The organism is Paenibacillus phyllosphaerae (assembly GCF_014192105.1).
Taxonomy (GTDB): Bacteria; Bacillota; Bacilli; order Paenibacillales; family Paenibacillaceae; genus Paenibacillus_Z; species Paenibacillus_Z phyllosphaerae.
The window spans coordinates 124,177-145,270 of the sequence record NZ_JACHXK010000002.1 but is presented as its reverse complement, the minus strand read 5'-3'; the positions used below and the strand labels follow the sequence as shown (position 1 = coordinate 145,270).

The 21,094-nt window shown below is 55.1% G+C and carries 12 protein-coding genes; 3 read left to right on the top strand and 9 right to left on the bottom strand.

Annotation, left to right across the window (positions count from 1 at the left end; translation table 11 throughout):
- Positions 1–68: 68 nt before the first annotated feature.
- Positions 69–2,714: a PAS domain S-box protein gene (locus FHS18_RS04690; RefSeq protein ID WP_183597538.1), complete on the bottom strand. Its 2,646-nt coding sequence runs from the start codon at positions 2,712–2,714 to the stop codon at positions 69–71.
- A gap of 302 nt (positions 2,715–3,016) precedes the next feature.
- Between FHS18_RS04690 and FHS18_RS04685 the strand changes: the two genes are divergently transcribed.
- Positions 3,017–3,730 carry a LamG domain-containing protein gene (locus FHS18_RS04685; RefSeq protein ID WP_183597537.1) on the top strand — a complete coding sequence of 238 codons (714 nt, stop codon included), beginning with the start codon at positions 3,017–3,019 and terminating at the stop codon, positions 3,728–3,730.
- Positions 3,731–3,845: 115 nt separating this feature from the next.
- Here FHS18_RS04685 and FHS18_RS04680 read toward each other — a convergent pair whose 3' ends face one another.
- The 5 genes from FHS18_RS04680 to FHS18_RS04665 form a co-directional block, all read right to left on the bottom strand.
- On the bottom strand, positions 3,846–4,682 hold the full coding sequence (locus FHS18_RS04680) for a CPBP family glutamic-type intramembrane protease (protein ID WP_183597536.1): 837 nt from the start codon (positions 4,680–4,682) through the stop codon (positions 3,846–3,848).
- A gap of 85 nt (positions 4,683–4,767) precedes the next feature.
- Positions 4,768–5,661 carry an amidoligase family protein gene (locus tag FHS18_RS04675; RefSeq protein WP_183597535.1) on the bottom strand — a complete coding sequence of 298 codons (894 nt, stop codon included), beginning with the start codon at positions 5,659–5,661 and terminating at the stop codon, positions 4,768–4,770.
- 165 nt (positions 5,662–5,826) lie between these two features.
- Positions 5,827–9,177, bottom strand: a complete 3,351-nt coding sequence (locus tag FHS18_RS04670; RefSeq protein WP_183597534.1) for an Ig-like domain-containing protein — start codon at positions 9,175–9,177, stop codon at positions 5,827–5,829.
- A gap of 207 nt (positions 9,178–9,384) precedes the next feature.
- Positions 9,385–9,459, bottom strand: a complete 75-nt coding sequence (locus FHS18_RS35340) for a hypothetical protein (protein WP_409348575.1) — start codon at positions 9,457–9,459, stop codon at positions 9,385–9,387.
- 206 nt (positions 9,460–9,665) lie between these two features.
- Positions 9,666–13,061 carry an LPXTG cell wall anchor domain-containing protein gene (locus tag FHS18_RS04665; RefSeq protein WP_183597533.1) on the bottom strand — a complete coding sequence of 1,132 codons (3,396 nt, stop codon included), beginning with the start codon at positions 13,059–13,061 and terminating at the stop codon, positions 9,666–9,668.
- Positions 13,062–13,231: 170 nt separating this feature from the next.
- Between FHS18_RS04665 and FHS18_RS04660 the strand changes: the two genes are divergently transcribed.
- Together FHS18_RS04660 and FHS18_RS04655 are read left to right on the top strand one after the other, a co-directional pair.
- A complete protein-coding gene (locus FHS18_RS04660; protein ID WP_183597532.1) occupies positions 13,232–13,933 on the top strand; it encodes a class D sortase in 702 nt (233 codons plus the stop codon).
- 183 nt (positions 13,934–14,116) lie between these two features.
- Entirely contained in the window at positions 14,117–15,052 is a 936-nt protein-coding gene (locus tag FHS18_RS04655) for a S8 family peptidase (protein WP_183597531.1), read from the top strand.
- Between the two features lie 3 nt (positions 15,053–15,055).
- Here FHS18_RS04655 and FHS18_RS04650 read toward each other — a convergent pair whose 3' ends face one another.
- The 3 genes from FHS18_RS04650 to FHS18_RS04640 all read right to left on the bottom strand — a co-directional run bounded on the left by FHS18_RS04650 (position 15,056) and on the right by FHS18_RS04640 (position 21,068).
- Complete coding sequence (locus tag FHS18_RS04650) at positions 15,056–17,104, bottom strand: methyl-accepting chemotaxis protein (RefSeq protein WP_183597530.1); 2,049 nt, start codon at positions 17,102–17,104, stop codon at positions 15,056–15,058.
- Positions 17,105–17,374: 270 nt separating this feature from the next.
- Positions 17,375–20,806: a family 14 glycosylhydrolase gene (locus FHS18_RS04645; protein ID WP_183597529.1), complete on the bottom strand. Its 3,432-nt coding sequence runs from the start codon at positions 20,804–20,806 to the stop codon at positions 17,375–17,377.
- The gene (locus FHS18_RS04640) at positions 20,757–21,068 is read right to left on the bottom strand and encodes a hypothetical protein (RefSeq protein ID WP_183597527.1); all 312 of its coding nucleotides are present in this window, start codon (positions 21,066–21,068) and stop codon (positions 20,757–20,759) included. The genes FHS18_RS04645 and FHS18_RS04640 overlap by 50 nt, the downstream gene beginning before the upstream one ends.
- Positions 21,069–21,094: the final 26 nt, after the last annotated feature.

Genomic DNA, 21,094 nt, shown 5'->3' with positions numbered 1-21,094 from the left:
CCTTCCCATGACCAAAAAGCGTCAAGAACAGAAGAAGTTCCTTCTTGTTCTTGACGCTTTATTCCCGGTTATATCCTTTTAGGCTTCTTGTTGTATTGCTCGAGCACATTCACAATCATCTCGCTCTTGAGCGGCTTGCTGATATAATCGTCCATGCCGGCGGCAAGGCAGATTTCCCGGTCTCCCCGAAGCGCATTGGCCGTGACGGCAATAATATAAGGCGTCTGTGACGGCGGCATCGATTCCTGAATAATCCGGGTCGCCTCCATGCCATTAAGCTCTGGCATATGCAGATCCATGAATATGATATCATAGCGCTTTTGCTTAACCGCTTCGCAGGCAGCAAGTCCCGACTCTACATGATCCACCTCATGCCCGAGCTTCTCTACCATTTTGCGCAACACCAGTTGATTAATCGCATTGTCTTCGGCTATAAGTATGTTCAGCTTTCCATCTTCGCCTGCATTGGTCTCGAACAGCTCGTTGTCCTCCTGACTTGATATACGGCCCTTCTTCAGCCTCACTTTGAAAGCAAAGACGGCTCCAGTATCGCCCTTCGGATCCTCTACCCAAATCTCGCCGCTCATCAAGTGAACGAGCTTCCGGCTGATCGCCAGCCCCAGTCCTGTTCCGCCGGTCTTGCGGGCCATATAGGGTTCGAGCTGCGAGAAAGGCTGGAATAGCTTATCCCTCTTCTCTGGAGGGATGCCCACACCTGTATCCGTAACCTTGAACTGCAGCGTGACATACTCTTCCTCCCGATCCACGAGCGGAGGGATGGTCACGTCAATCGTAATCGTACCTTGCGTCGTGAACTTAACCGCATTGCCCACAATATTCATGAGCACCTGGTTCAGCCGGTAGGCATCGCCATAGACTTGCTTGGGCACATCATCGGCGATGGTATGCACTACCTTCAACTGCTTCTCCTGCACCTTCGGATACAGGATGTCCAGCACCCCAGAAATGACCTCCTCCACAACTAGCGGTTCTTCCAGCAGCTCGGTCTGCCCATATTCGATTTTGGAGAAATCCAGAATGTCGTTAATGATGGTGAGCAGCACTTCGCCGCTCTTATGAATGACGCTGACAAAATCCCGCTGCTCCTCATTCAGCTCTGTCGTCTCGAGCAGCAAATCGGTCATACCGATCACCCCGTTCATCGGGGTCCGGATCTCATGGCTCATCATAGCCAGGAACTCGCTCTTGGCTTGATTCATCCGTTCGGCCGTTTCTTTGGCAATCAGCAGCTTCTTCTGTTCGGTGATGTCTTTAATGATGACATAATAGCCGACATTCTTGGCGTTTATGATAATCGGGGCAATGGTGACCAGTACCTCGATCGTATGCCCGTTCTTGTGCCAGACACTGTCAATGAGTTTCTCCGCGGCCTCATGATTTCCGTGAAGAATCAATTCCAAGCTCCGATGGCCGATCAGCATCGACAAGCTCGAACCTTTCATCTCGGCTACCGTGTAACCGGTGAGCTGCTCAGCCACCCGATTGGAGTTGATGATTCTGCCCTGCAAATCGAACGAAATGATCGTATCGTGATTGTATTCCTTCAGAGACGTATACCGTTCCACCGATTCCTGAAGCTTGTATTCCACCTGTTTGCGGTCTGTAATATCTTGAACCGTACCATTCATCCTGATCGTTTTGTCGCCGTCTTTGGCGGTGACGATCCCGCGCATATGTAGGTATTTAAGCACGCTGTCTTCGCCCAGATGCTGGAATTCGAAACTTAGCATCTCGCCGTCTTTGGCTTGACGGATGCCTTCCTTCAGCCGTTTCCGTTCGTCCGGCTGGATGTAGCGGAGCAGCCGCCACGCGCGGAGCGCACTTTCTTTTTCCTTGATGCCGAAAATGGTGTAGAGCTGATCCGACAAGGAGAACTGGCCCGTCGTCAAGTCCCACTCCCAGCTGCCGATCGAGGCGATCCGCTCGGCTTCTGCCAGAATCTCCTCATTGCGTCGTTGCTCCGTAATATCCCGCGCAATCGCTAGCACCTTCTTATTCGAATCCGCCCCGCCAATAATGGAATAGGTCGTCTCGAACCACAGATAATGGCCCTGCTTATGGCGCAGACGGTAACGGGCAATGCCGTTATGCATAGGATCTAGCTGTAATAACAATTCCAAGTCATCCGGGTGGTAATTCTCCAGATTGCTCCGGCCGATAACCTCTTCGGGCTTATAGCCGAGCAGCCGCTCGGCGGCCGGCGAACAAAACTCGCAGATCCCATCCAGTGAGGACAGATAAATGATCTCTTGCGCATGCTCCGAGATGAGATGGAACATCTTTTCCGATTGCTCCAGTTTAAGCGCCGCTTCCTTCGAGGCGGTGATATCCACGATCGAGGAGAGAAGTCCGCTCACCTCTTCTTCACCCGGCTTGCGTATACCGCTCACCTGAACGGAAGCCCATACATAATGGCCGTTATGGTGCAAGAACCGCTGCTCGTATTGGTGCTGCGACCCCTCTCCTGCTAGGAATTGGCGCGCGGCCTGCTTCTCCAGGCCTATATCTTCCGGATGCGTAAGTCCCGCAAGACCACGTTCCATGACCTGATCCGGGGTATAACCGAGCCACGCTGCGAACGCGGGGTTGAACTTCGCCCATTCTCCGTTCAAGGCTGAAAGTGTAATGGCAATGGGCAAATTCGTGTAAATTTGCTCGAATAATTCTTGATGGTCAACAATTGGCTGCTGCATTTTCACGATCCTCCCACGGCTTGCTACTTTACAGCGCATACATTTAAAACGCACACAATCCCACAGCATGGTGTCCGCGTTTATGTTTTTTGTATAAGAATGAAGACAAAAAACTGAGTTTTTACCTTACTTACCCGCTATAGAATCAGCTGAAACACATATTCTCTTCACATTGAACTTACAATGTGCAAACAGTACAACCTAAATCTTCCTATTAAGCGATAAAACATACAAACCTTGACACAAAACAAGACGATGACGTGTTTTTGATTGCGATTTAACTCGAGAAGGAGGGATGATGAATGAAAAAGAGCTTCAAAATCGGATCGGCGCTGCTTGCGCTCGGATGGACGCTTCCTCATATCCCGTCCGTATCCTTCCCCGCCATGAACGGCACTGCGCTGGCTGCAGCCGCGGTTCCGGCTGACTCCGCCTTATCGCTTAAGTTCGAAGGTAACGTAACCGACAGTTCGTCCGCCCTAACGCCTGTCTCTGCGGCCGGTTCGCCAACCTATACAGCCGGGCGCGTCGGCAGCGCGATCGAATTCAAGACTGCCGGACAGTATTTGAATCTCGGCAAGACAGCGAATACCACTTTCGGCAGCGCGACGGATTACACGGTCGCGTTCTGGATGCAATCCTCCGGCGTAACCGGCGATCCCGTCATTATCGGCAACAAGAACTGGGCATCCGGTGCGAATACCGGTTGGATTGTGTCCCTTCAATCGAACGGCTCGCTCAAATGGAATTATACACCTTCCGTCCAGACTCGCACAGATGTGACAATTCCAGGCGTCGCTGACGGCAGTTGGCATTATATTGCGATCACTCATGATCGAAACGGATCCGCCAAATTCTATAAGGATGCGCAGATGGTGAGCAGCGTCAGCATTGCCGCCAAGCAGGGCAGCATCGATACGACCAGCAACACGAATATCGGCCAGGATGGCACCGGGGCATACGGCTATGCCTTGAAGGCGAAGCTCGTGGACGGCACAGCCGTCGGTTTGAAATAACGCATGCGCAACAAAACAGACTGGGGCTGTAAGAGCCGCAGTCTGTTTTTGTATTGCCTATAGCCTATGCGATTAGGGTACAGCGAGAAATAGGGGCTAGAGACTGCTTCCTCTGTTAGGCGGGAAAGTGGGAACTGTCCGCTCGGGCACGCATCGTACGGGTTGCGAGCAGACAGACGGCGAGGATAAGGATCGTCGTTACGACGCTGCCTTCCGCACCGAATTCTCCGCCGGACAACACGGCTGTCCCTTGAGGCGTGATGGTGAGCACCGAAGCCGCATCCGTTCCTGATACAGCAAAGCCGAAGAGATGTCCCTGCGAGAAATTCCAGGCAAAATGGAATCCGATCGGCATCCACAGACTGCCGGTCAATTCGCGGGTCAGCGCGAAAAATAAGCCGATTAAGAAGATGTTGATTAACGTAAACGGCGTCGTCCAGATGCCCGGATTGCCAGCGTGCAGCAAGGAGAATAACAGAGAAGTAATGAGAATGCTCGCGTTCACGCCGTAATGATGCTTCAGCAGCCCCTGCAAATAACCGCGGCAGAACAATTCCTCGCAGACTGCCACAATCATGAACAGGATGCAGCCGGTTAAGAGCTTCGTCCCTATACCGCTCAAGCTATTCGCCGATTCGATCGCGAACCCGCCGAATATGCCGATCAGCCCGAAGGACACGGCCATGAGCAGAAGGCCTACCATCGCGCCTTGCAGCAAATACGGGATAGCTCGCGTGCGGTTGAATCCCAGCGTCCATGGACTCTTGCGATCAAAGGAAAAATATACTAGGAGCGCCGACCCGCCTAAGCCCAACGACGATAACAGCATAGTTTCGGTCAACGATAATTCGCTCGCTGACTGCCCTCCCAGAATGGCTGTCCCGACGCTTGCCACGATGATGAATAGAACAAAACATAAGGCAATCCTGCCATGCACGCGCAACCTTCTCACTCAAGTCTACCACCTTTACCAGTTTATGGTCATAGGTAGAAGTATAGTCAATAAGTGGAAAATTGGTCAAGACCAACAGCCGACATTATACCACCTTCTCCCACCCCTCGGCCGTCGCGCGGAAGGTAAACCGGGACAGCTGCCCTTCCGGATTCTCAATGGCGACGATCAGCCCTTCCGATCCAGGGAGAATATGATGAATCTCCCCTGACGGCACCAGCTCCGGGATCATGGGCGCAAAAACAGGTATGAGCGCGTCCTCAAGCCACATCCGCTCCCTATACCATCGCGGCGGTTCGGACGCCTGCGGATAACCCGCTTCAGGAGCGCCGAGCCGCCGTGCGAGCGGCAGAGGATCATTGGGAAGCTGGTTGCCTGCTCCAGCCCCTACAGCCGCTACGAAGCGAAGGCATAGCTCCACCGTACGGATGACCTCGTCATACGCCAGCGATCCGTTCGCGTAACGGATCTCCACCGTGCCGATATCGTAGAATGCCGCTACATTAATACCGCACCGGTGGGATTGCGGACGTCCCGCATTGCGCACGGCTCCCGGTCCCGGCTCAAGCTTGAACCGGCCGCGCATCGCCTCGATGACCGGCGGGCAGAATAGCGCCCGGTGCGGGCTCATCTGCAGCAGCTGCCTCAGCGCATCCTGCATCTGCATGGCCGAATCGATCAAGGCCGGCACGATCGGCGCTCCCCATGCCGATAGATCGACATGCACGTGCAGGCCGCAGCTCCAGTTCGCGGCCGCCCCGCTCGCTTGCAACCGTTCCAGCATGATGCTAAGCTGTTCGCGATCCACCCAGCTTAGCGGCGGGGTCTGAAGCTCGCTGCCGGATTCACGTCCCGTATCATCGATCTGCAGCTCATCGCGCGCCATCGTCCAGCCCGGCAGCAGTTCCACCTCGTCCGGCGTTCCGCCAACATACTCTATTTCCACGCCGAAGCGAATGGATGTCCATTCGATTGTCATAGCCGCTCCCCCTTTACGCATGTTCGCAACTCCTCTCTCTACTATACGGATGGAATCACCCAATTGGAAGATTATTACACGCAAAACGAGCAGATGGTCAAGGTTGCCCTGATCATCTGCTCGTATATTTGCTCGCCATGCTGCTTGCCGAACGTTCGTTTGCCGCTAGGAAACGATCACGTTCAGTTTCACTTTTTTATCTCCATAGGCAACGGTAATCGATGCTTTTCCTTTACCGGTCGCTTTGATCAGACCGTCTTTGGCCGTTGCGACAGCCGCGCGCGAAGTCGTCCACAATGCGTGCTTCGTCACGTCGACCTCCGATAGATCCTTATACGTGGCCGTCGACTGTACCTGCAGCTGCTCGCCAACTTTAAGCGCGATATTCACGTAAGAAGTCTCCAAATATTTCAGCAGATCGACCTCCACCGGAATGCGTACCGTCTTGCCGGCGTACTTGGCAGTAATGTTTGTTTTGCCGGAACCCACGGCCGTAATGACACCGCCGCTGACGGTTGCGATTTTGTAGCTGCTGGTCTTCCACTCCGCAAGCGCGGTCACGTCCTTCTTGTTGCCGTCACTGTAGACGACCGTTACGGTCGCTTTCACCGAGCCTCCGGATTTCAGGGAAGCACTCGTAATCGACGCCTCGATCCGCGCGACCTGATCCACTTCTACCGCAACGACCACGGATTGCCCGCCATAAGTAGCGGTGATGTTGGCCTTGCCTTTGCTGTAGGCGGTGACTAACCCTTTTTTCACGCCGGCAACTGCCGCCTTGCTCGATTTCCATACGGCCTTATCGGTTACGTTCGTCTCGTTGCCATCCTCATCTACGGCCGTAATGACCAGCTGGTACGTATCGGATACGCCCATTGTCACAAGCGGTACGTTGGCTTCCAAACTTGCCGATAATCCGACCTTGACGGGGATCGTAACGGACTTCTCTCCATACTGCGCCGTTACCGTCGTGGAGCCTGTCGCTATACCGGTAATCGTGCCATTGATGACTTCGGCAATACCGTCGTCCTTAACGCTCCACTCCACTTTGCCGGTAATATCGGCTTCGGAGTTATCCGAATAGCGGGCGTAGATGAGCAGTTCGGCTTCTTCTTTCACATCGAGATGAAGCTCTTCTTCCGATGCGCGTATTTTGACAGGCAGATCAACCGTTACCGGAATATCGACCGTCGCTCCGCCATATGAGGCGGTCAGGACGGCTTCGCCCATCGCGTAGGCGGCCACGCTGCCTTTGGCCACATAGGCCACTTCTTCGTTATCCGAGCTCCACTCCGCCTTGCTCGTTACATCCTCCTGCGATCCGTCTGCAAAGGTTGCGATGACCGTCAGCGTATGTTGGCTGCCTGCGCGCAAATCCAGCTGGTCGTCGCTTGGATCCAGATGGCGGGCAACATCGACGTCCACCGTAATGGTGACCGATTTGTTGCTGTATGTTGCCGTGATCGATGCCGTTCCCGGCGCTTCCGCCGTAATCAGTCCTTGATAGACGGTGGCAATTGCCCCATTGCTGGTACTCCATACGGCTTGACTCGTAACATCGGCCGTCGTGCCATCGGGATACATAGCCGTCACCGTCGCGCGGAACGTCTCATCGGTGTCCAGGAACAGGCTCGTCTCGCTAGCCTTCAGCTTCTTCGTCTGGTCAACCGATACGTAGATCGTGACCTTCTGGTTCGCGTAAGCAGCCGTTACCGTCGCCGTGCCCGAAGTATAACCGGTAATGACGCCCTTGGCGGCATAAGCGACCTGCTCATTGGTCGATGACCAAACAGCCTCCTGCGCGACATCCTTAACGGTGCCGTCCGTTAACGTAGCCATGAGCTGGATCGTCTCGCTCTCATCGATGAACAACGCGACGTCCGTGGAGCTGGCCTCGATTCTTCTTACATTCTCGACATGTACCGTAAGCGCGACGCTCTTGCCGCCGTAAGCAGCCGTTACCGTTGCCGTGCCGTAGGCAACCCCGGTGAGCACGCCTTTATTCACGGTTACGACCGAAGTATCGTCCGAAGTCCAGGTCGCTTTCTCCGTCATGACCTTCTCGCTCTCATCGGCGTAACTTGCGATCAGATCCGCATAATAAACCTCATCCTTCTGAATGTTGATTTCCTTGGAGGAGGTAGACACCTTGGAAGGCACATCGACGCTGACGCTTATGGCCACCGACTTGCCGCCGTAGGTGCCGGTAATTTGCGCTGTCCCCATTTTGTATGCCGTAATCGTCCCCTTGGCCGCAAACGCAACCGTACTATCGGTCGATGTCCAGACCGCCTTGCTCGTCACGTCTTCCGTCGTGCCTTCAATGTATGTAGCCTTCACGGTCACTTTGCCCGTGCCGCCTGCGCTGAGCGTTACTTCCTCGCTGCTGGCCTCCAGCAGATTGACGATTTCGACGTTCACGGTCACTTGGACGGTCTTCGTCCCGTACTTGGCCGTAATTGTCGCTGTACCCGAAGCAATCCCCGTAATCAATCCCTTGCTCACATACGCGACCGCTTCATTGCTGGAGCTCCATACGGCGCTTTCCGTTACATCCGCTGCCGTTCCGGACGGATAGACCGCCGTTACGGTCAACTGCTGCGTCTTGTCCACGCGCAGGAACACATTCTGCTCATCGACGGTCAGCTTCTGCGTCTTGTCCACATCAACGGCAATCGTCACCGTCTTGGTGCCGTATTGAGCTGTGATCGTCGCCGTTCCGGCACTATAGCCCTTGATGGTGCCGCTGAGCACGTCCGCTACGGCCTCATTGCTGGAAGACCATACCGCATCCGACGTTACTTCTTTGGTGGTGCCATCGGCATAAGTGGCCGTAAGGGTTATCGTCTGCGATTCATTCTGCAGCAGCGAGACCGAAGTCTGGCTCGCATCAAGACGTTTGGCTACCTCGACATTCGCGGTGACGGTCACCGTCTTGCCGCCGTAGGTGCCGGTAATCGTTACCGTTCCGGCCGCCACCCCGGTCACTGTGCCATTGAGCACCGTTGCAATAGATTCATCCGTTGAACTCCAATCCGCTTTGGCCGCCACGGACTCCGTCGTGTTATCCGTGTAGGTCGCCGTCAGCCCGATCGAAGCCGTCGTCCCCTTGCGCAGCTCCAGCGTCTGCTTGTCCTTCGTCAGCGCCTTCACTTTCTTCGTCACTTCGACCTGGATCGTCTGGGCGTAGCTGCCGTAGCTGGCGATAAGCGTGGCCTTTCCCTCCGCCTTAGCCGTTATCGTCCCGTTGTAGACCGAGGCGATCGACCCGTCTTCGCTTTTCCAATCCGCATAATATGTCAAGTCTTCACTCGTGCCATCCTCGTAGATACCGTAAGCGCTAATCGCGGCCGAATCTCCAATCGCTAGCGTAAGCTCGTTCGAAGACAACACCAGCTTCGACAGATCCTCTGACGACGTAGCGGCCAGGACCGGATTCGTACCGATCGTTCCCCACATCAGAATGACAAATGCGAGCAGGATGTTCCGCAATTGCCTTTGCTTTATTTGCTCCAAGTTGCTTTCCCCTTTCGTAACCGCATGAATGGCTGCTTCCCCACTATGTTCGGCGAGATCGAATAAACGATGTAGAGCAAATCGGCAACATTCAGCCAGGGTTCAGCGAGTTTTCAACCAACATTCAGCGGATTGGCGCAAAATAGACAAACGGGCAGCTCCCTTCGCGAATCTCGCTTAGGAGCTGCCCTTATCACAGGTTTACGCTTAAACTTCAGTGTCCAGGATACGCTTGGCGATGACAGTCAAATCGATAATATCGATGACGCCGTCGTCGTTCATATCGGCTTGCTTGTATTGATTCCATTGCGGATCCGCCGAAGTCAGCCATAAGCGGTTGCAGCAATCGCAAGGTCGCCGATCGAAGCGCGCGTATCGCCGTCATGTACGACTTCCTCTTCCTCGGTCGCCATTTCCTGGGCAATATACCTTGTCTAGCATCGACAAAAAGAATGAGCCAACGTCTCCGTTGACTCATTCCATACGATTTATTTGTTGATGCTACGGTAGAAACGAGATCTGAATAGTAAAAATCCAAGTACGATAAAGGCCAAGCCCGTCAGTTGAACCGGAAGGTGGCTTCCGTCGCCGGTCTTCGGCAGCGTTCCGCCGAATCCTTCATCGATCGATCCGCCCGTTTCGGTTCCGTTGCCGCTTCCATCTTCGCTGCCCGTGTTCCCTTCATTGCCGCCGCCCTGATCGACCGATCCATCCGTTCCTGGTTGAGGTGTCGTTGGAGTAGGATTTGTCGGCTCTGGGTTCGTCGGACCTACAGGATCAGTCGGCTCCGTTGGGTCCGACGGCTCCCCGGGCTCTGTCACCGGATCGGTTGGCTCCGTTGGCTCTGTTGGGTCTGTCGGCTCTATTGGAGTAGTCGGATCAGTAGGGTCTGTCGGCTCCGGATCCGTCGGATCGGTCGGATAAGGATAGTTCGATCCTGTTGATTTCTTCTCATTCGTAATGCCGAGAGTCACGGTCGCAGAAGCCCCCACCGCCACCGGATGCTCCGTCTTATCTAGCTTGTAGCCTTCCGGGGCAACGGTCTCGATCAGTACGTAGTCGCCGGCCAGCAGCTTCGTGAAGACCGCCTTGCCGTCCGCGCCAGTCGTAATCGTATTGATCAGAATGCGGTCTGCGCCGAACACGCGATACAGCTCGAAGGTCGCCCCGCTCAGCACTTCTGTTGCATCCTTCTCGTCCGTCTTCGTGACGTTCAATGTGCTGCGCACGCCGCTTCCCGTACCCGAGCCGCCGGAGACGCCGACGATGACCTCTTCGCTCGTATCCTTCGTCACTTCCACTTTATTGTTGCCGCTGAACTGCACGTCGTTCGAGATAGCCTCTCCGTTCTCGGCCACGATAAGCGACTGATATTCCAACACATAGGCGCTCTTAATGACTTTACCATTCGATAGGAACGTGACTACGAAAGTCTGCGTGCCATCAGCATTCGTCGTTATGGCAACCGAATAATCCGTGTCCTTCACCAGCTCGGCGGCCTTGGTTACATCGCCATTATTGGCAACCGTCGTCGCATAGACATGGAAGGAACTTGCGATCAGACGCTGATTCGCGCTTGCCGTATCGGTAATGACCGCATCATGGACGGTCGATTGTCCACGGTTAATCGCGATCGACCACTTCACCTTATCGCCATCCTGCGCGCCTGACTTCGTGACATACTCCCCGCCATGCGGGATCGTTACCGTCGCCGTCAGCGACTTGGACGCCTGCTCGGCGCCATCCCACAGAACAGCCGTGTTGGTGACGGAAGCGTCAATAAGCACATCCTTAAGCTCGGTGCTGAATTCTAAGATATACGCTTCATCGATCGGTGCCGAGAAAGCAACCCGCAGTTCGCCGGCTGCATCCGTAACCGTGTAGCTGGCGCTATCCACTTCAGCTCCCTTGCTTGGCGAACCGCCAGCCGGAATGACCATCTCGTATACTTTAACGGAGCCTGGTACCAAAGTCTGCCCGCTTAGCAGCGTATCTTGAATGACTGCCTGCGCCAGCGTATCGCGGTTATAGTTCACCCCCACTGTCCATGACAGCTGCTTCGTGGTCGCATTGTAGGAGCCGGACTTGTATCCGTTGTTCTTCGTCTGCGCATTCGGATCGAATGTACGCGTCACTTCAACCTTGTGCGCATCCGCGCCAACCGTCCAGTCTACCTGGGCATGGTTCGGGAATTTCGCGTCGGTCGACAACCAATCCTCGGTAAGCCACTCGTTATCGTACGAGGTCGCGTAGCGGATCGTTACAGGACCTGTGAGGGGGTCCTTGAACGTCAGCTTGAATCCTTGCGTATCCGTTACCGTTGCGTCCAGCTCGTAAGGCACTGCCGGATCTACCGTGAGCGAGCTTGGATCAAGCTTAAGTCCGCCCTTGGCGAACGTATCGGTAAGAACGACATTGTCCATGGCGTGGCTGTCGGCATTCACCGTGACCGTCCATGTCACAATCTGGCTCGCATAGTCTACGCTAGCGATCGCCTTCTGCAGGATCAATTGGCGAATATCGGCAAAAGCCGATGCCGTCTCCGTCAGCCAAGTTACGGTATTGGTCACCTTCTCATCGGCATCTACCCGCTCCGTCGCTCGGGTATCATATTCAATGACGTAGGCCGAATCGACATCATTATTGAACTTCAGTACGAATCCGTTGCGATCCGCATCGGAGGCGTCCGTCAGCGTATATTGCGCTGCGTCAAGCGCAGCCCCTTTAGTCTCGGTGCCGGCAGCGTCCAGTGTAACCGGATAAACCTTGAAGGAAGCCGCGACCAGCTCCTGCGAATTGTTCCATCTGTCCGTCAGCAGCGCTTCGGCCGCAGTGATCCGCTGCTCCCGGTAATTGAATTTGACCTTCCAGCTGACCGTCTGGCTGGCTGCGTCGTAAGCCGGCTTCGGCTTCTCGAGCATTTTGCCGTAATTGACCGCCACCGTCGCGGACGCTTCTGCGGACGGCTTACCGCCCTTGCCCACGAACTTGGCAGCGTTCTTGAACGAATTCTTGGTCACGTCTGTAATGTCGGTTACATATTTGATCCGGTAAGCAGACGTAAGGTTATTCAGGAAATTGAGCGTCAGAATATCGGCAGCGAGCGTAGTCGTGTATTCATTGGCATCGACTAATGCGCCCTCCGTCACGGAGCCGTCGAGATTGACGTCTAGGCGATAGACCGCAATGCTCGAAGCGTCGAGCGAGAGCCCCGCCGGAATGGCGTCGGTCACAACCGCGTTCTCCACTTGCTCCAGCTTCTTGTTCACATCGATGGTCCAGTTAATCTTCTCCGCATTGAAACCTTCAGGCGTACCGCTCTTCGCAATCGTCGAAGGCACTGTGGGCTTGAAGTTCAGCGTATAGGTAGCATTGCCGCCGTCAACAGGAAAGACGATCGTTTGCGTCGTGCTGCCTGTAATGACTTTGGTATCGAATTCCGTCGCCAGATGAATCGTGCCCTGCACGTTATCGTGGGAGGTTATGTAATCGTTGAACGTCAGGACAACCTTATGGTCCGCCTTGGTAACGGAGAACGTCCCGACCGATTCGTCGCCGCTAAGTTTCAGATCCCCGGTTATATCGTTAAAAAGAAGAAATTGGTCCGGTATGCTGAAGGTAAAGGTGTCTCCTGCGGCATAGCCGTGGCCGTTCGGAAGCGCCCATGTATAGTCGATGGTCACTTCAGATCCTTGTTCATAGATACCGCCGTCTTCGATCGGCTTATCATCCGGTCCGGTGAGCTTCACCCCAGTGATGATATTGTCGCCGATTGCGGCAGCGCTCGCCACGTTCAGCTGGGCTACTCCGCTTGCAAGCTGCAGCGTAATCATGAGCGCCATAACCAAATTAAACATCTTCAAGTACGTATTCTTTTGCGACAAAATGTAGCACCCCTTCTATAGATGTGGCTTATCCTGGTCGGTATTCCCTTCCCATTCCTCTATCAATCCGGTAAGCTTTAGAGAGTCTCACCTTTGAGTTTATCGTATTTTTGCCAGTCCGACAACCAAATCTATCCATAATTCATGAAGAAAGCAGGGAAAAACGCCTTATGTGGAAACGTATGTTGCCCTTCCTATGTATATTGGCAGGTCTGGCCATCTTCCTCTATCCGACGATTAACGACCGCTATGAAAGCTACAAACAGGAGCAAATTCTGGCTGCATGGGAGCAGAACCTCCAGCTGTTGGACGCGCCTTCAGAGCCTATTGAGTCACCTCCTGCTACGACAAATACAACAACGCCGACGCCTGTCGCCGATTCGAATGCCTCCCCCGATGCACAAGATGAACCGCCTGCGGCCGGCACGCTGGCCAAGCCGATGAACGGCGAACCTGTTGAAGGGGTGCTGACGATCGATAAAATCGAGCTCAAGCTGCCGATTCTGACCGACGCAACGCCCGCTCACCTGAAGCTGTCGGTCGCAAGCATGAAGCATACCGGCAAGCCAGGCGAGATCGGCAATTATGCGATTGCCGGCCACCGCAACCGGACCTATGGCAAGAACTTCAACCGGCTCGACGAAGTGGAGATCGGGGATACGATCCAGGTGAGCATAACGGATAGTAAAACTTACACGTATATCGTCACGTCCAAACAAGTCGTTCGTCCTACGCAGGTAGACATCCTCGAAAGTAACGGGAAGGACAGCGAAATTACGCTCATTACCTGCCATCCGATGAAAAATCCGACGCACCGCCTTATCGTGAAAGGCAAGCTCGTTCCAGACGACTCGAAGGCCGCGGCTTTATAAGAACGCCGAATAGCTCGCCTGATGCTCCGATCCACGGAGCGTCAGGCGAGCTATTCTAGTATGGATGGCTGTGTCTACTCTTTCCTTGCCGCGGGAGCCCGACTTTTGCGATTGTCCAATAGTTTCATCATCGATTTTCATAGAGTGAAACAGAGTTAGAATACTAAAGGAGGAATGCGGTGAATGAGAATGCGATTGGTTCCGTATGAATTAACCGCTCTATACGACACCTATGCCGCTGCCTACAGCGAAATCCCGCCGGGCGTCTTCCATATCCATGCGCCGGAAATATGGACCGAAGGCTATCAGGGCAGCGGCGAGGTGATCGCTGTGCTGGATACGGGCTGCGATGTCCTCCATCCCGACTTGGCCGGGCAGATCATCGCCGGTTGGAACTATACGCTTGAGGGTGGGCCGAACGATCTGACGGATCTGCACGGCCACGGCACGCATGTGTGCGGCACCATCGCGGCGTTATTGAATGGAAGCGGCGTTGCAGGCGCTGCCCCGCAGGCGAAACTGCTGGTCATTAAAGTGCTGAATGCCAGCGGCGAGGGCGAATCCGCCCATCTGGTCAACGCCATCAACAGCGCTGTCGGCTGGCGCGGCCCACACGGCGAGCGCGTGCGCATCATCTCCCTGTCCCTCGGCGGGCCCGGCAACGACCCTAACCTGCAAGCCGCGATCGTCAATGCCGTCGTCAACTGCGGCGTGCTTGTCGTATGCGCTTCCGGCAACAGCGGAGACGGCAACGCCTTTACACCGGAGATTGAATACCCCGGGGCTTATCCCGAGGTTGTGGAAGTCGGAGCCTATGATATGAGCAGCGGTACGGTAGCTGCCTTCTCCAACACGAATAGCCAGGTGGATCTGATCGCACCTGGCGTCGGCATTCTCTCAACCTATCCGCGCGGACAATATGCTTACATGTCCGGTACCAGCATGGCTGTGCCGCACGTATCCGCTGCCGCCGCTCTGCTGATCCAGCTCTTCGAGACAACGACGGGAACGGCGCTAACCGAACCGCAGCTGTTCCAATTGTTAGTCTCCTGCACCGAGAGCATCGGGGCCCCTGCCAGCGCCCAGGGCAACGGCAGCTTGAATCTGATTGCGCCTTAAGCCTTACAGCTTGAAGGTCTCGACGAGCTTCGCGAGCTCTTCGCTCGTCTTGGATAGATAAGCAGCGGAAGCGGATATTTGTTCCATCGAAGCCAGCTGCTCCTCCACCGAAGCGGCGACGAGCTCGGTTCCGCTTGCATTCTCGGAGGCGATATGGATGACGCTGCTGATCGAAGCCTGCATCCGCTCCGTCTGCGCGGCAATCTCCGAGGTATAATCCCGCAGCGTTACGCTCATCGCGGCGAGCGGCTCGATCGCCTGCAGAATTTCGCTGAAATGGCGGTCCGTCTGCCGGACGACCGCTATTCCTTTATCGATCTCGCCCATCGTACGGTCTACCGAGGATACGGCGTGGGAAGTACTCGATTGGATTTGGCCAATGATCTGCTTGATCGATCCCGTCGACCGTGACGTCTGCTCGGCAAGCTTGCGGATCTCGGCAGCTACAACGGCGAATCCCCGCCCGTGCTCTCCTGCGCGCGCAGCTTCGATGCTGGCATTCAAGGCAAGCAGATTGGTCTGCGCGGCAATCTCCTGAATCACTTTAACGATTTGTTCAATCTCGCCGGATTGCTTGAACAGCTGGCCCATGATGCCGGATTGCTGCCGGGCATTATCATGGATGATGCCCATCTGCTCCACGACGTCGTGCACGTTGCCGCTGCCCGTCCGGGATGTCGCCTCCGCCTCGGCGGTCAGCGCTTCCAGCTGGGCGACGAAGTCCCCGATGCGCCCCATGCGTCCGGCTATTGCCTCAATCTCGCTGCGGCTGCCGCCCAGCAGCTTCTCCTGCTGGTCCGCACCTTCGTAGATGCCTGTCGCGGAGGCTGCGATATGCTCGGTCGCCTTGGCCGCCTGCTCAGCGCTCGCGCTCAGTTCTTGCGAAGAGGACGCCAAGGAGATGGAAGCCTCGTTCATGCTGCTGATCGTGTAATGGATGTTATCGGCCATCCGGTTGAAGCTAGCGCTTAGCAGTCCCAGCTCATCGCCGCCGGACATCGGTATCCGCGCTGCCAACTCCCCGCCCGCAATCGTATCCGCCGTCTTGATCATCACCCGCAACGACCGGAACATGCCGCGTAAAATAAAGAAGATTAGCGCAGCCGCAATCACGAGCGCTATAGCCACCACGAGCATCGTCTGGTTCAGAATCGGCCGTGCTTCCTCCGCTATCTCCGACCGGAACATCGTCCCGCTTATCTTCCAGCCGGTAATCGGATTCGTCGCGAAGGCAAGCACCTGTTCGTCACCGTCCGTGCTGTAATCGAGTTGGCCCGATTCCTGTTCGAACATCTGCCGTACCCATTCCCCTTCCGCAAGCTCCCCTGCCTGTCGGGAAGGATCGAACACGATCCGCTGCTCAGTGTCGACAATGAGGGCATATCCCGACTTCCCGATGTGCAACGAATCCGCGAGGCTGATCAGATCGCTAATTTTCACTTCGGTGCGGATAACGCCGTTCCCGTCCGCGACGGCCTTGGCGATCCCGATGACGAACTCGCCCGTAATCGCGGAGACATACGGCGGAGACACAATGGCTTGCGTGGCATCCTTCGCTTCCACGTACCAGGACTGGGTGCGAAGGTCCTCCTCGAGCGCCCAAGGCGTACCTTGCACATTCCGGTAGTAGCCGTCTTCATTGCCGAACTCGATGCTGGACAGAATCGGATGCGAGCGGTAGAAAGGCTCGAATATTTTGCGCTGCAGCGTCTGATCCGGTCCCGTATACGTTTCTTCCGTGATGAGCGAGGCCAAGTAGTCGACATTCGCGACCTCGGCCGAGGTATATTGCGTAATGACGGAGTTCAGCAGCTGCACATTCTGCTGCGCCCCGCCCGTCATCTGATCGGCAACCTCGTCCTTGGCCGTGCGGTAGGACAATAGGCTGATGGCAATCGACGGTCCGAGCAAAATAACAATAAACGTGGCGATCAGCTTGGTCCGAAGCGATAGCTTGCGAGAATGATTCGCTAGCGTCGCCCGTTTCGATCCCGAAGCGGAAACCGCGCGGCCTTTCAGCCTTTCAATCAACCTTCTAATTAACATAAACATAAAATACCCCCGGATGATAAGTTGTAGATAAAGATCGAAATTAGAAGATTAAGCACGAATAATGCGACTAAAGTAATATATATATTATTTTGTTAATATATATTAAAATCTTGTAAATGGGAAGTGGTATCGCTTACATTTTTAATTTTCCCAAGTCGAATCATTGTGAACTATCGCCAACTAATCTCTGGATCATCACGCATAACGCATAACGCAAAAGGGCCATTCCAACATCATCGCTGATGTAGAATGGCCCTTCCTTCTAACGACTTACTTCGTAAACACCTTCACTTCCTTCGGTCCAAGCGTGACCGTAATCGACCCGTTGCTCACCGTTGCCGTGTCCGAGCTCATTTGGTTCTTCAGTTGAGTGCCGTTCGGCACATTCTCCAAATTGCCGACCGAACGCGTCTGGCTGCTCCAGGAGTTGTTGATCATGACCACGACTTCATCGCCTTCCTTCGAGCGCTGGAAGCTGTAGAAGCTGGCATCCGACCATTTTTCCTTTTGGGTGCCGTTCTGCAGCGCCGGGTGACTATTGCGGATGCCGTTCAGCTTCGCAATATATTTGTACAGCTCATGGTTCGCGTTAGGCACGATGTCCTCGCGGTTGGACGGATCATCGCCGCCGGCATAGCCAAGTTCGGTTCCTTGGTACAGGATCGGAATGCCGCGCGAGGTGAACATGAACCCGAGCGCCGCCTTCAGCTGCGGCCATTTGTCGCTGCGATTGCTCGGATTGCCGCTCGCTACGTTCAAGAAGCGCTTCAGGTCATGGTTGTCGAGGAACAAACCGTTGTACTTCGTGTCGCGGTACTTGCTGTCTTGCGCGTAACGATCGTGGATCATCGTCATCGAACCGTCGCTGGCGAAGACGTCTTTCATCGTGTAATACATCGGGAAGTCGAGCACGGCATCCAAATAGTTGCTGTAATCGCCCACATAGGTTGCATCTCCGCTGTATACCTCGCCAATCGTAAACGTATTCGCGGCCGTATCGAATTCTTTGAGCGCCCACTTCGGCACATGTTTCGCCGTATCGACGCGCAGGCCATCGACTCCGGATTCGTTCTTGAGCCATGCAATCCAGTTCTTCAGCTCGGTCATGACGGCCGTATTCTCTTGGTTCAGGTCATCGAGGCCGGCCACATCGCCATTCTCGATCCTCCATTGATTATTCGTATTGTAATCCGCGCTCGTAATGTCGCCATTATGATGGTACCAATCGGCATTGTTGAACGGCGCCTTCGCATAACCGCTGTTGTTGAAGTCGCCCGTGTGGTTCAGGACGACGTCGAGCATAACGGCGATCCCTTTGTTGTGCGCCGTATTCACAAGTTCCTGGAATGTGGCCATCGTGCCGAGATGGCCGTCGATCGCGTAGAAGTCGTACGTATGATAGCCGTGGTAGGCATTCTCGCTGCGCTGCATCTGTACAGGCGTGATCCAGATCGCGTTGAAGCCCATGTTTTTAATATAGTCCAAGTTATTGATAATGCCCTGAAAGTCCCCGCCGTGCCACTTCGACATATCCGACTTGTTGCTGTTAAAGCCGCCGTAGTTGTCGTTGCTGGTATCCCCGTTGACGAACCGGTCGGTCATGATGAAATAGATGCTTTTCGACGACCAGTCTCCGAGATCGACCGGAGTAACGCCGCCACCGCTGTTATCGGTGCCGGTTCCCGTGCTGCCAGAAGGCTTACCTGCCGTAATCGAGCCCGCTGCGCCGTTCGTTCCCGGCGTGTACGTCGATGTTCCCGCGCCGAAGAAATAATTGCTCGCATTATTGCTGTCCCATGTGCCGCTGCCGTTATTGAATGCCACTTCCACTTGCGCCGCGCTTCCGAGCTGGATCGTAATGGATGCATAGCCGCTTACATCCGAATCGGCCATCGGCAAACCCGGTACCGTCGTCCAGCTTCCTCCAGCTACGCGGTAATGCGCATAAGGCGTGGAGAAACCTTTTTGGTAGTAAATAACGGCACTGCTCCCTGTACCTGTGCCGCCTCCCGTATCGACGGCCGGCTTGCCGGCAGTAATCGTGCCTGCCGCACCATTCGTCCCCGGCGTGTACGTCGATATGCCCGTGCCGAAGACATAGTTGCTCGTGTTGTTGCTGTCCCACGTGCCGCTGCCGTTATTAAACGCCACTTCCAGCTGCGTCGCCGATCCGATATTGACGGTAAGCGAAGCATAGCCGCTCACATCGGAATTCGGCATGGCAACGCCCGGAGCCGTCGTCCACGAACCGCCTAAAGGACGGTAGTGCATGTATGGCGTCGCGAAGCCTTTCTTGTAGTACACCGTGACGGAATTGCTCGTTCCTCCGCCTCCGGATCCGCTGTCGGCCGTCGAATACTTGGTCACATAGTTCTTGAAGTTCGCCATCTCGCCGGTTGCGGAACCGTCGCTGTTCACGACATTATTGATGCGCAGCAGCGTAAAACCGGTGTACCCGTACTGCGTTAGCTTCTGTTCGATCTTGCTGAAGCCGCCGCTGCCGCTGACAGGCAGCGCATTCTCGCCGTTCAGGCGCACGCCCTTGCTATTGGCGATAGCCGAGATCTGATCGACCAGCGAGGACGGCATATTGTAGTTCGGCGCGCTGCCGGAATCGTACATCTCCAGGCAAGTGAAGGTGAGATCCAGGTTCGTGTCCTTGAACGTCTGGATCAGCCGGTTGTAGTCGTAGTAGCCGGCAGCGTGCTCCGCGCTGTGCGGCATCGTCGGGTTCGTCATCTGCCAGTGCACGCCTGAGACCTTTGCGCCGATCGGCACATTGAATACGGAGTCGAAGCTGTTATGCGCAGCCTGGCCGATTACGCTCAGATGGTTCTCCAGCACGCTTTGGTACCAGGAGAGAAAATCTTTGCCGTACGTCGACGCATAGCCGCCGCCCGTGTAGAAACCGTCGCCGTCCGTCGGCGGGCTGATCTGGCTCTCGCTCGTCAGGCTGCTGCCCCAGGCGGCGTTAATGCCGCTGAGCGAGCCGTACTTGGTCTTCATCGCCGTGCGGAATGCCTGTTTCGCATGCTCGGAATAGACTTGGAATTTCCCGCGGGACGGGTAGCTCCAGCCGGCCGGCGCATAGTACGATGGGAAGCGGAGCTCGCCGGAAGGGCCCGCGCTGAGATAGATTTTCGGAATAATCGATTTGTACTCGGCGAAAGCAGCGGCAAACGCGCTGTACAGTTCCGAATACTGCGTCCCCACCCCGCTCCAGAGCGGCGATACGGCCTCGCTGTTCACGTAGCCGGTCTCGCTCTTCAGCTTCATCTCATCGGCCGTTCCTTTGTTCCAGAGCCAGGAAGGAATCTCGATGTAGCAGGCGTCGCCTACGTTGTCGCCGCATTTGTGCGTGGAGATGATCGGGATCCACTTGAGTCCGACCTCCTTCACGACGCTGGCATACTGCTTGTAGTAGCTCCAATCGAATTGATTGTCGCCGGCCGCTTCGACCAGCCCCCACCATACATCCTGCGTGATCGCATAGACATTGTTGTTCTTCAGCGTCTGCAGCTGCGCCTTGAAGGCGTTCCAATCGGTCACCTGCGCGAGCGGCCCCATGACGGCCGCCTTGAAATCGCTGGCCACCGCGGCCTCCGTATCCTTCACCTGGACGTTATACGCCACCGAGAGCATGAGCGCAAAACTAAGCAGCAGCGCGACGGTCTGCCTTACGCGCCTCGTTAAACCTGACATCAATATCTGCCTCCTTGTTTGTTGAAAATCGGTGCCATCTGCTGTCTTCCCGTGATGTGTATGGTTCCCCCTCTCTTGCAAGCGTTATCATCATTGTAGGCAACTTCGATTTCCCGCCACACTGAGAAAATTGAACAGTTGGAGTGGAAAATATTGATAGCCTTTCTGCCTTCACTCGAAAGTTGAAGACCATTTCCTTGCCGAGCGCCAATAAGCCCTGCCGGATACCGGCAGGGCTGTCGTTCATACCTTTATTACTCAATCGTTACTCTCTCCCGCCGTTCAGAC

Excerpts from the sequence above, each read along its gene's own strand:
- FHS18_RS04690 (WP_183597538.1), bottom strand. The coding sequence starts at position 2,714 with ATGCAGCAGCCAATTGTTGACCATCAAGAATTATTCGAGCAAATTTAC.
- FHS18_RS04685 (WP_183597537.1), top strand. The coding sequence starts at position 3,017 with ATGAAAAAGAGCTTCAAAATCGGATCGGCGCTGCTTGCGCTCGGATGG.
- FHS18_RS04675 (WP_183597535.1), bottom strand. The coding sequence starts at position 5,661 with ATGACAATCGAATGGACATCCATTCGCTTCGGCGTGGAAATAGAGTAT.
- FHS18_RS04660 (WP_183597532.1), top strand. The coding sequence starts at position 13,232 with ATGTGGAAACGTATGTTGCCCTTCCTATGTATATTGGCAGGTCTGGCC.
- FHS18_RS04655 (WP_183597531.1), top strand. The coding sequence starts at position 14,117 with ATGAGAATGCGATTGGTTCCGTATGAATTAACCGCTCTATACGACACC.
- FHS18_RS04650 (WP_183597530.1), bottom strand. The coding sequence starts at position 17,104 with ATGTTTATGTTAATTAGAAGGTTGATTGAAAGGCTGAAAGGCCGCGCG.
- FHS18_RS04645 (WP_183597529.1), bottom strand. The coding sequence starts at position 20,806 with ATGTCAGGTTTAACGAGGCGCGTAAGGCAGACCGTCGCGCTGCTGCTT.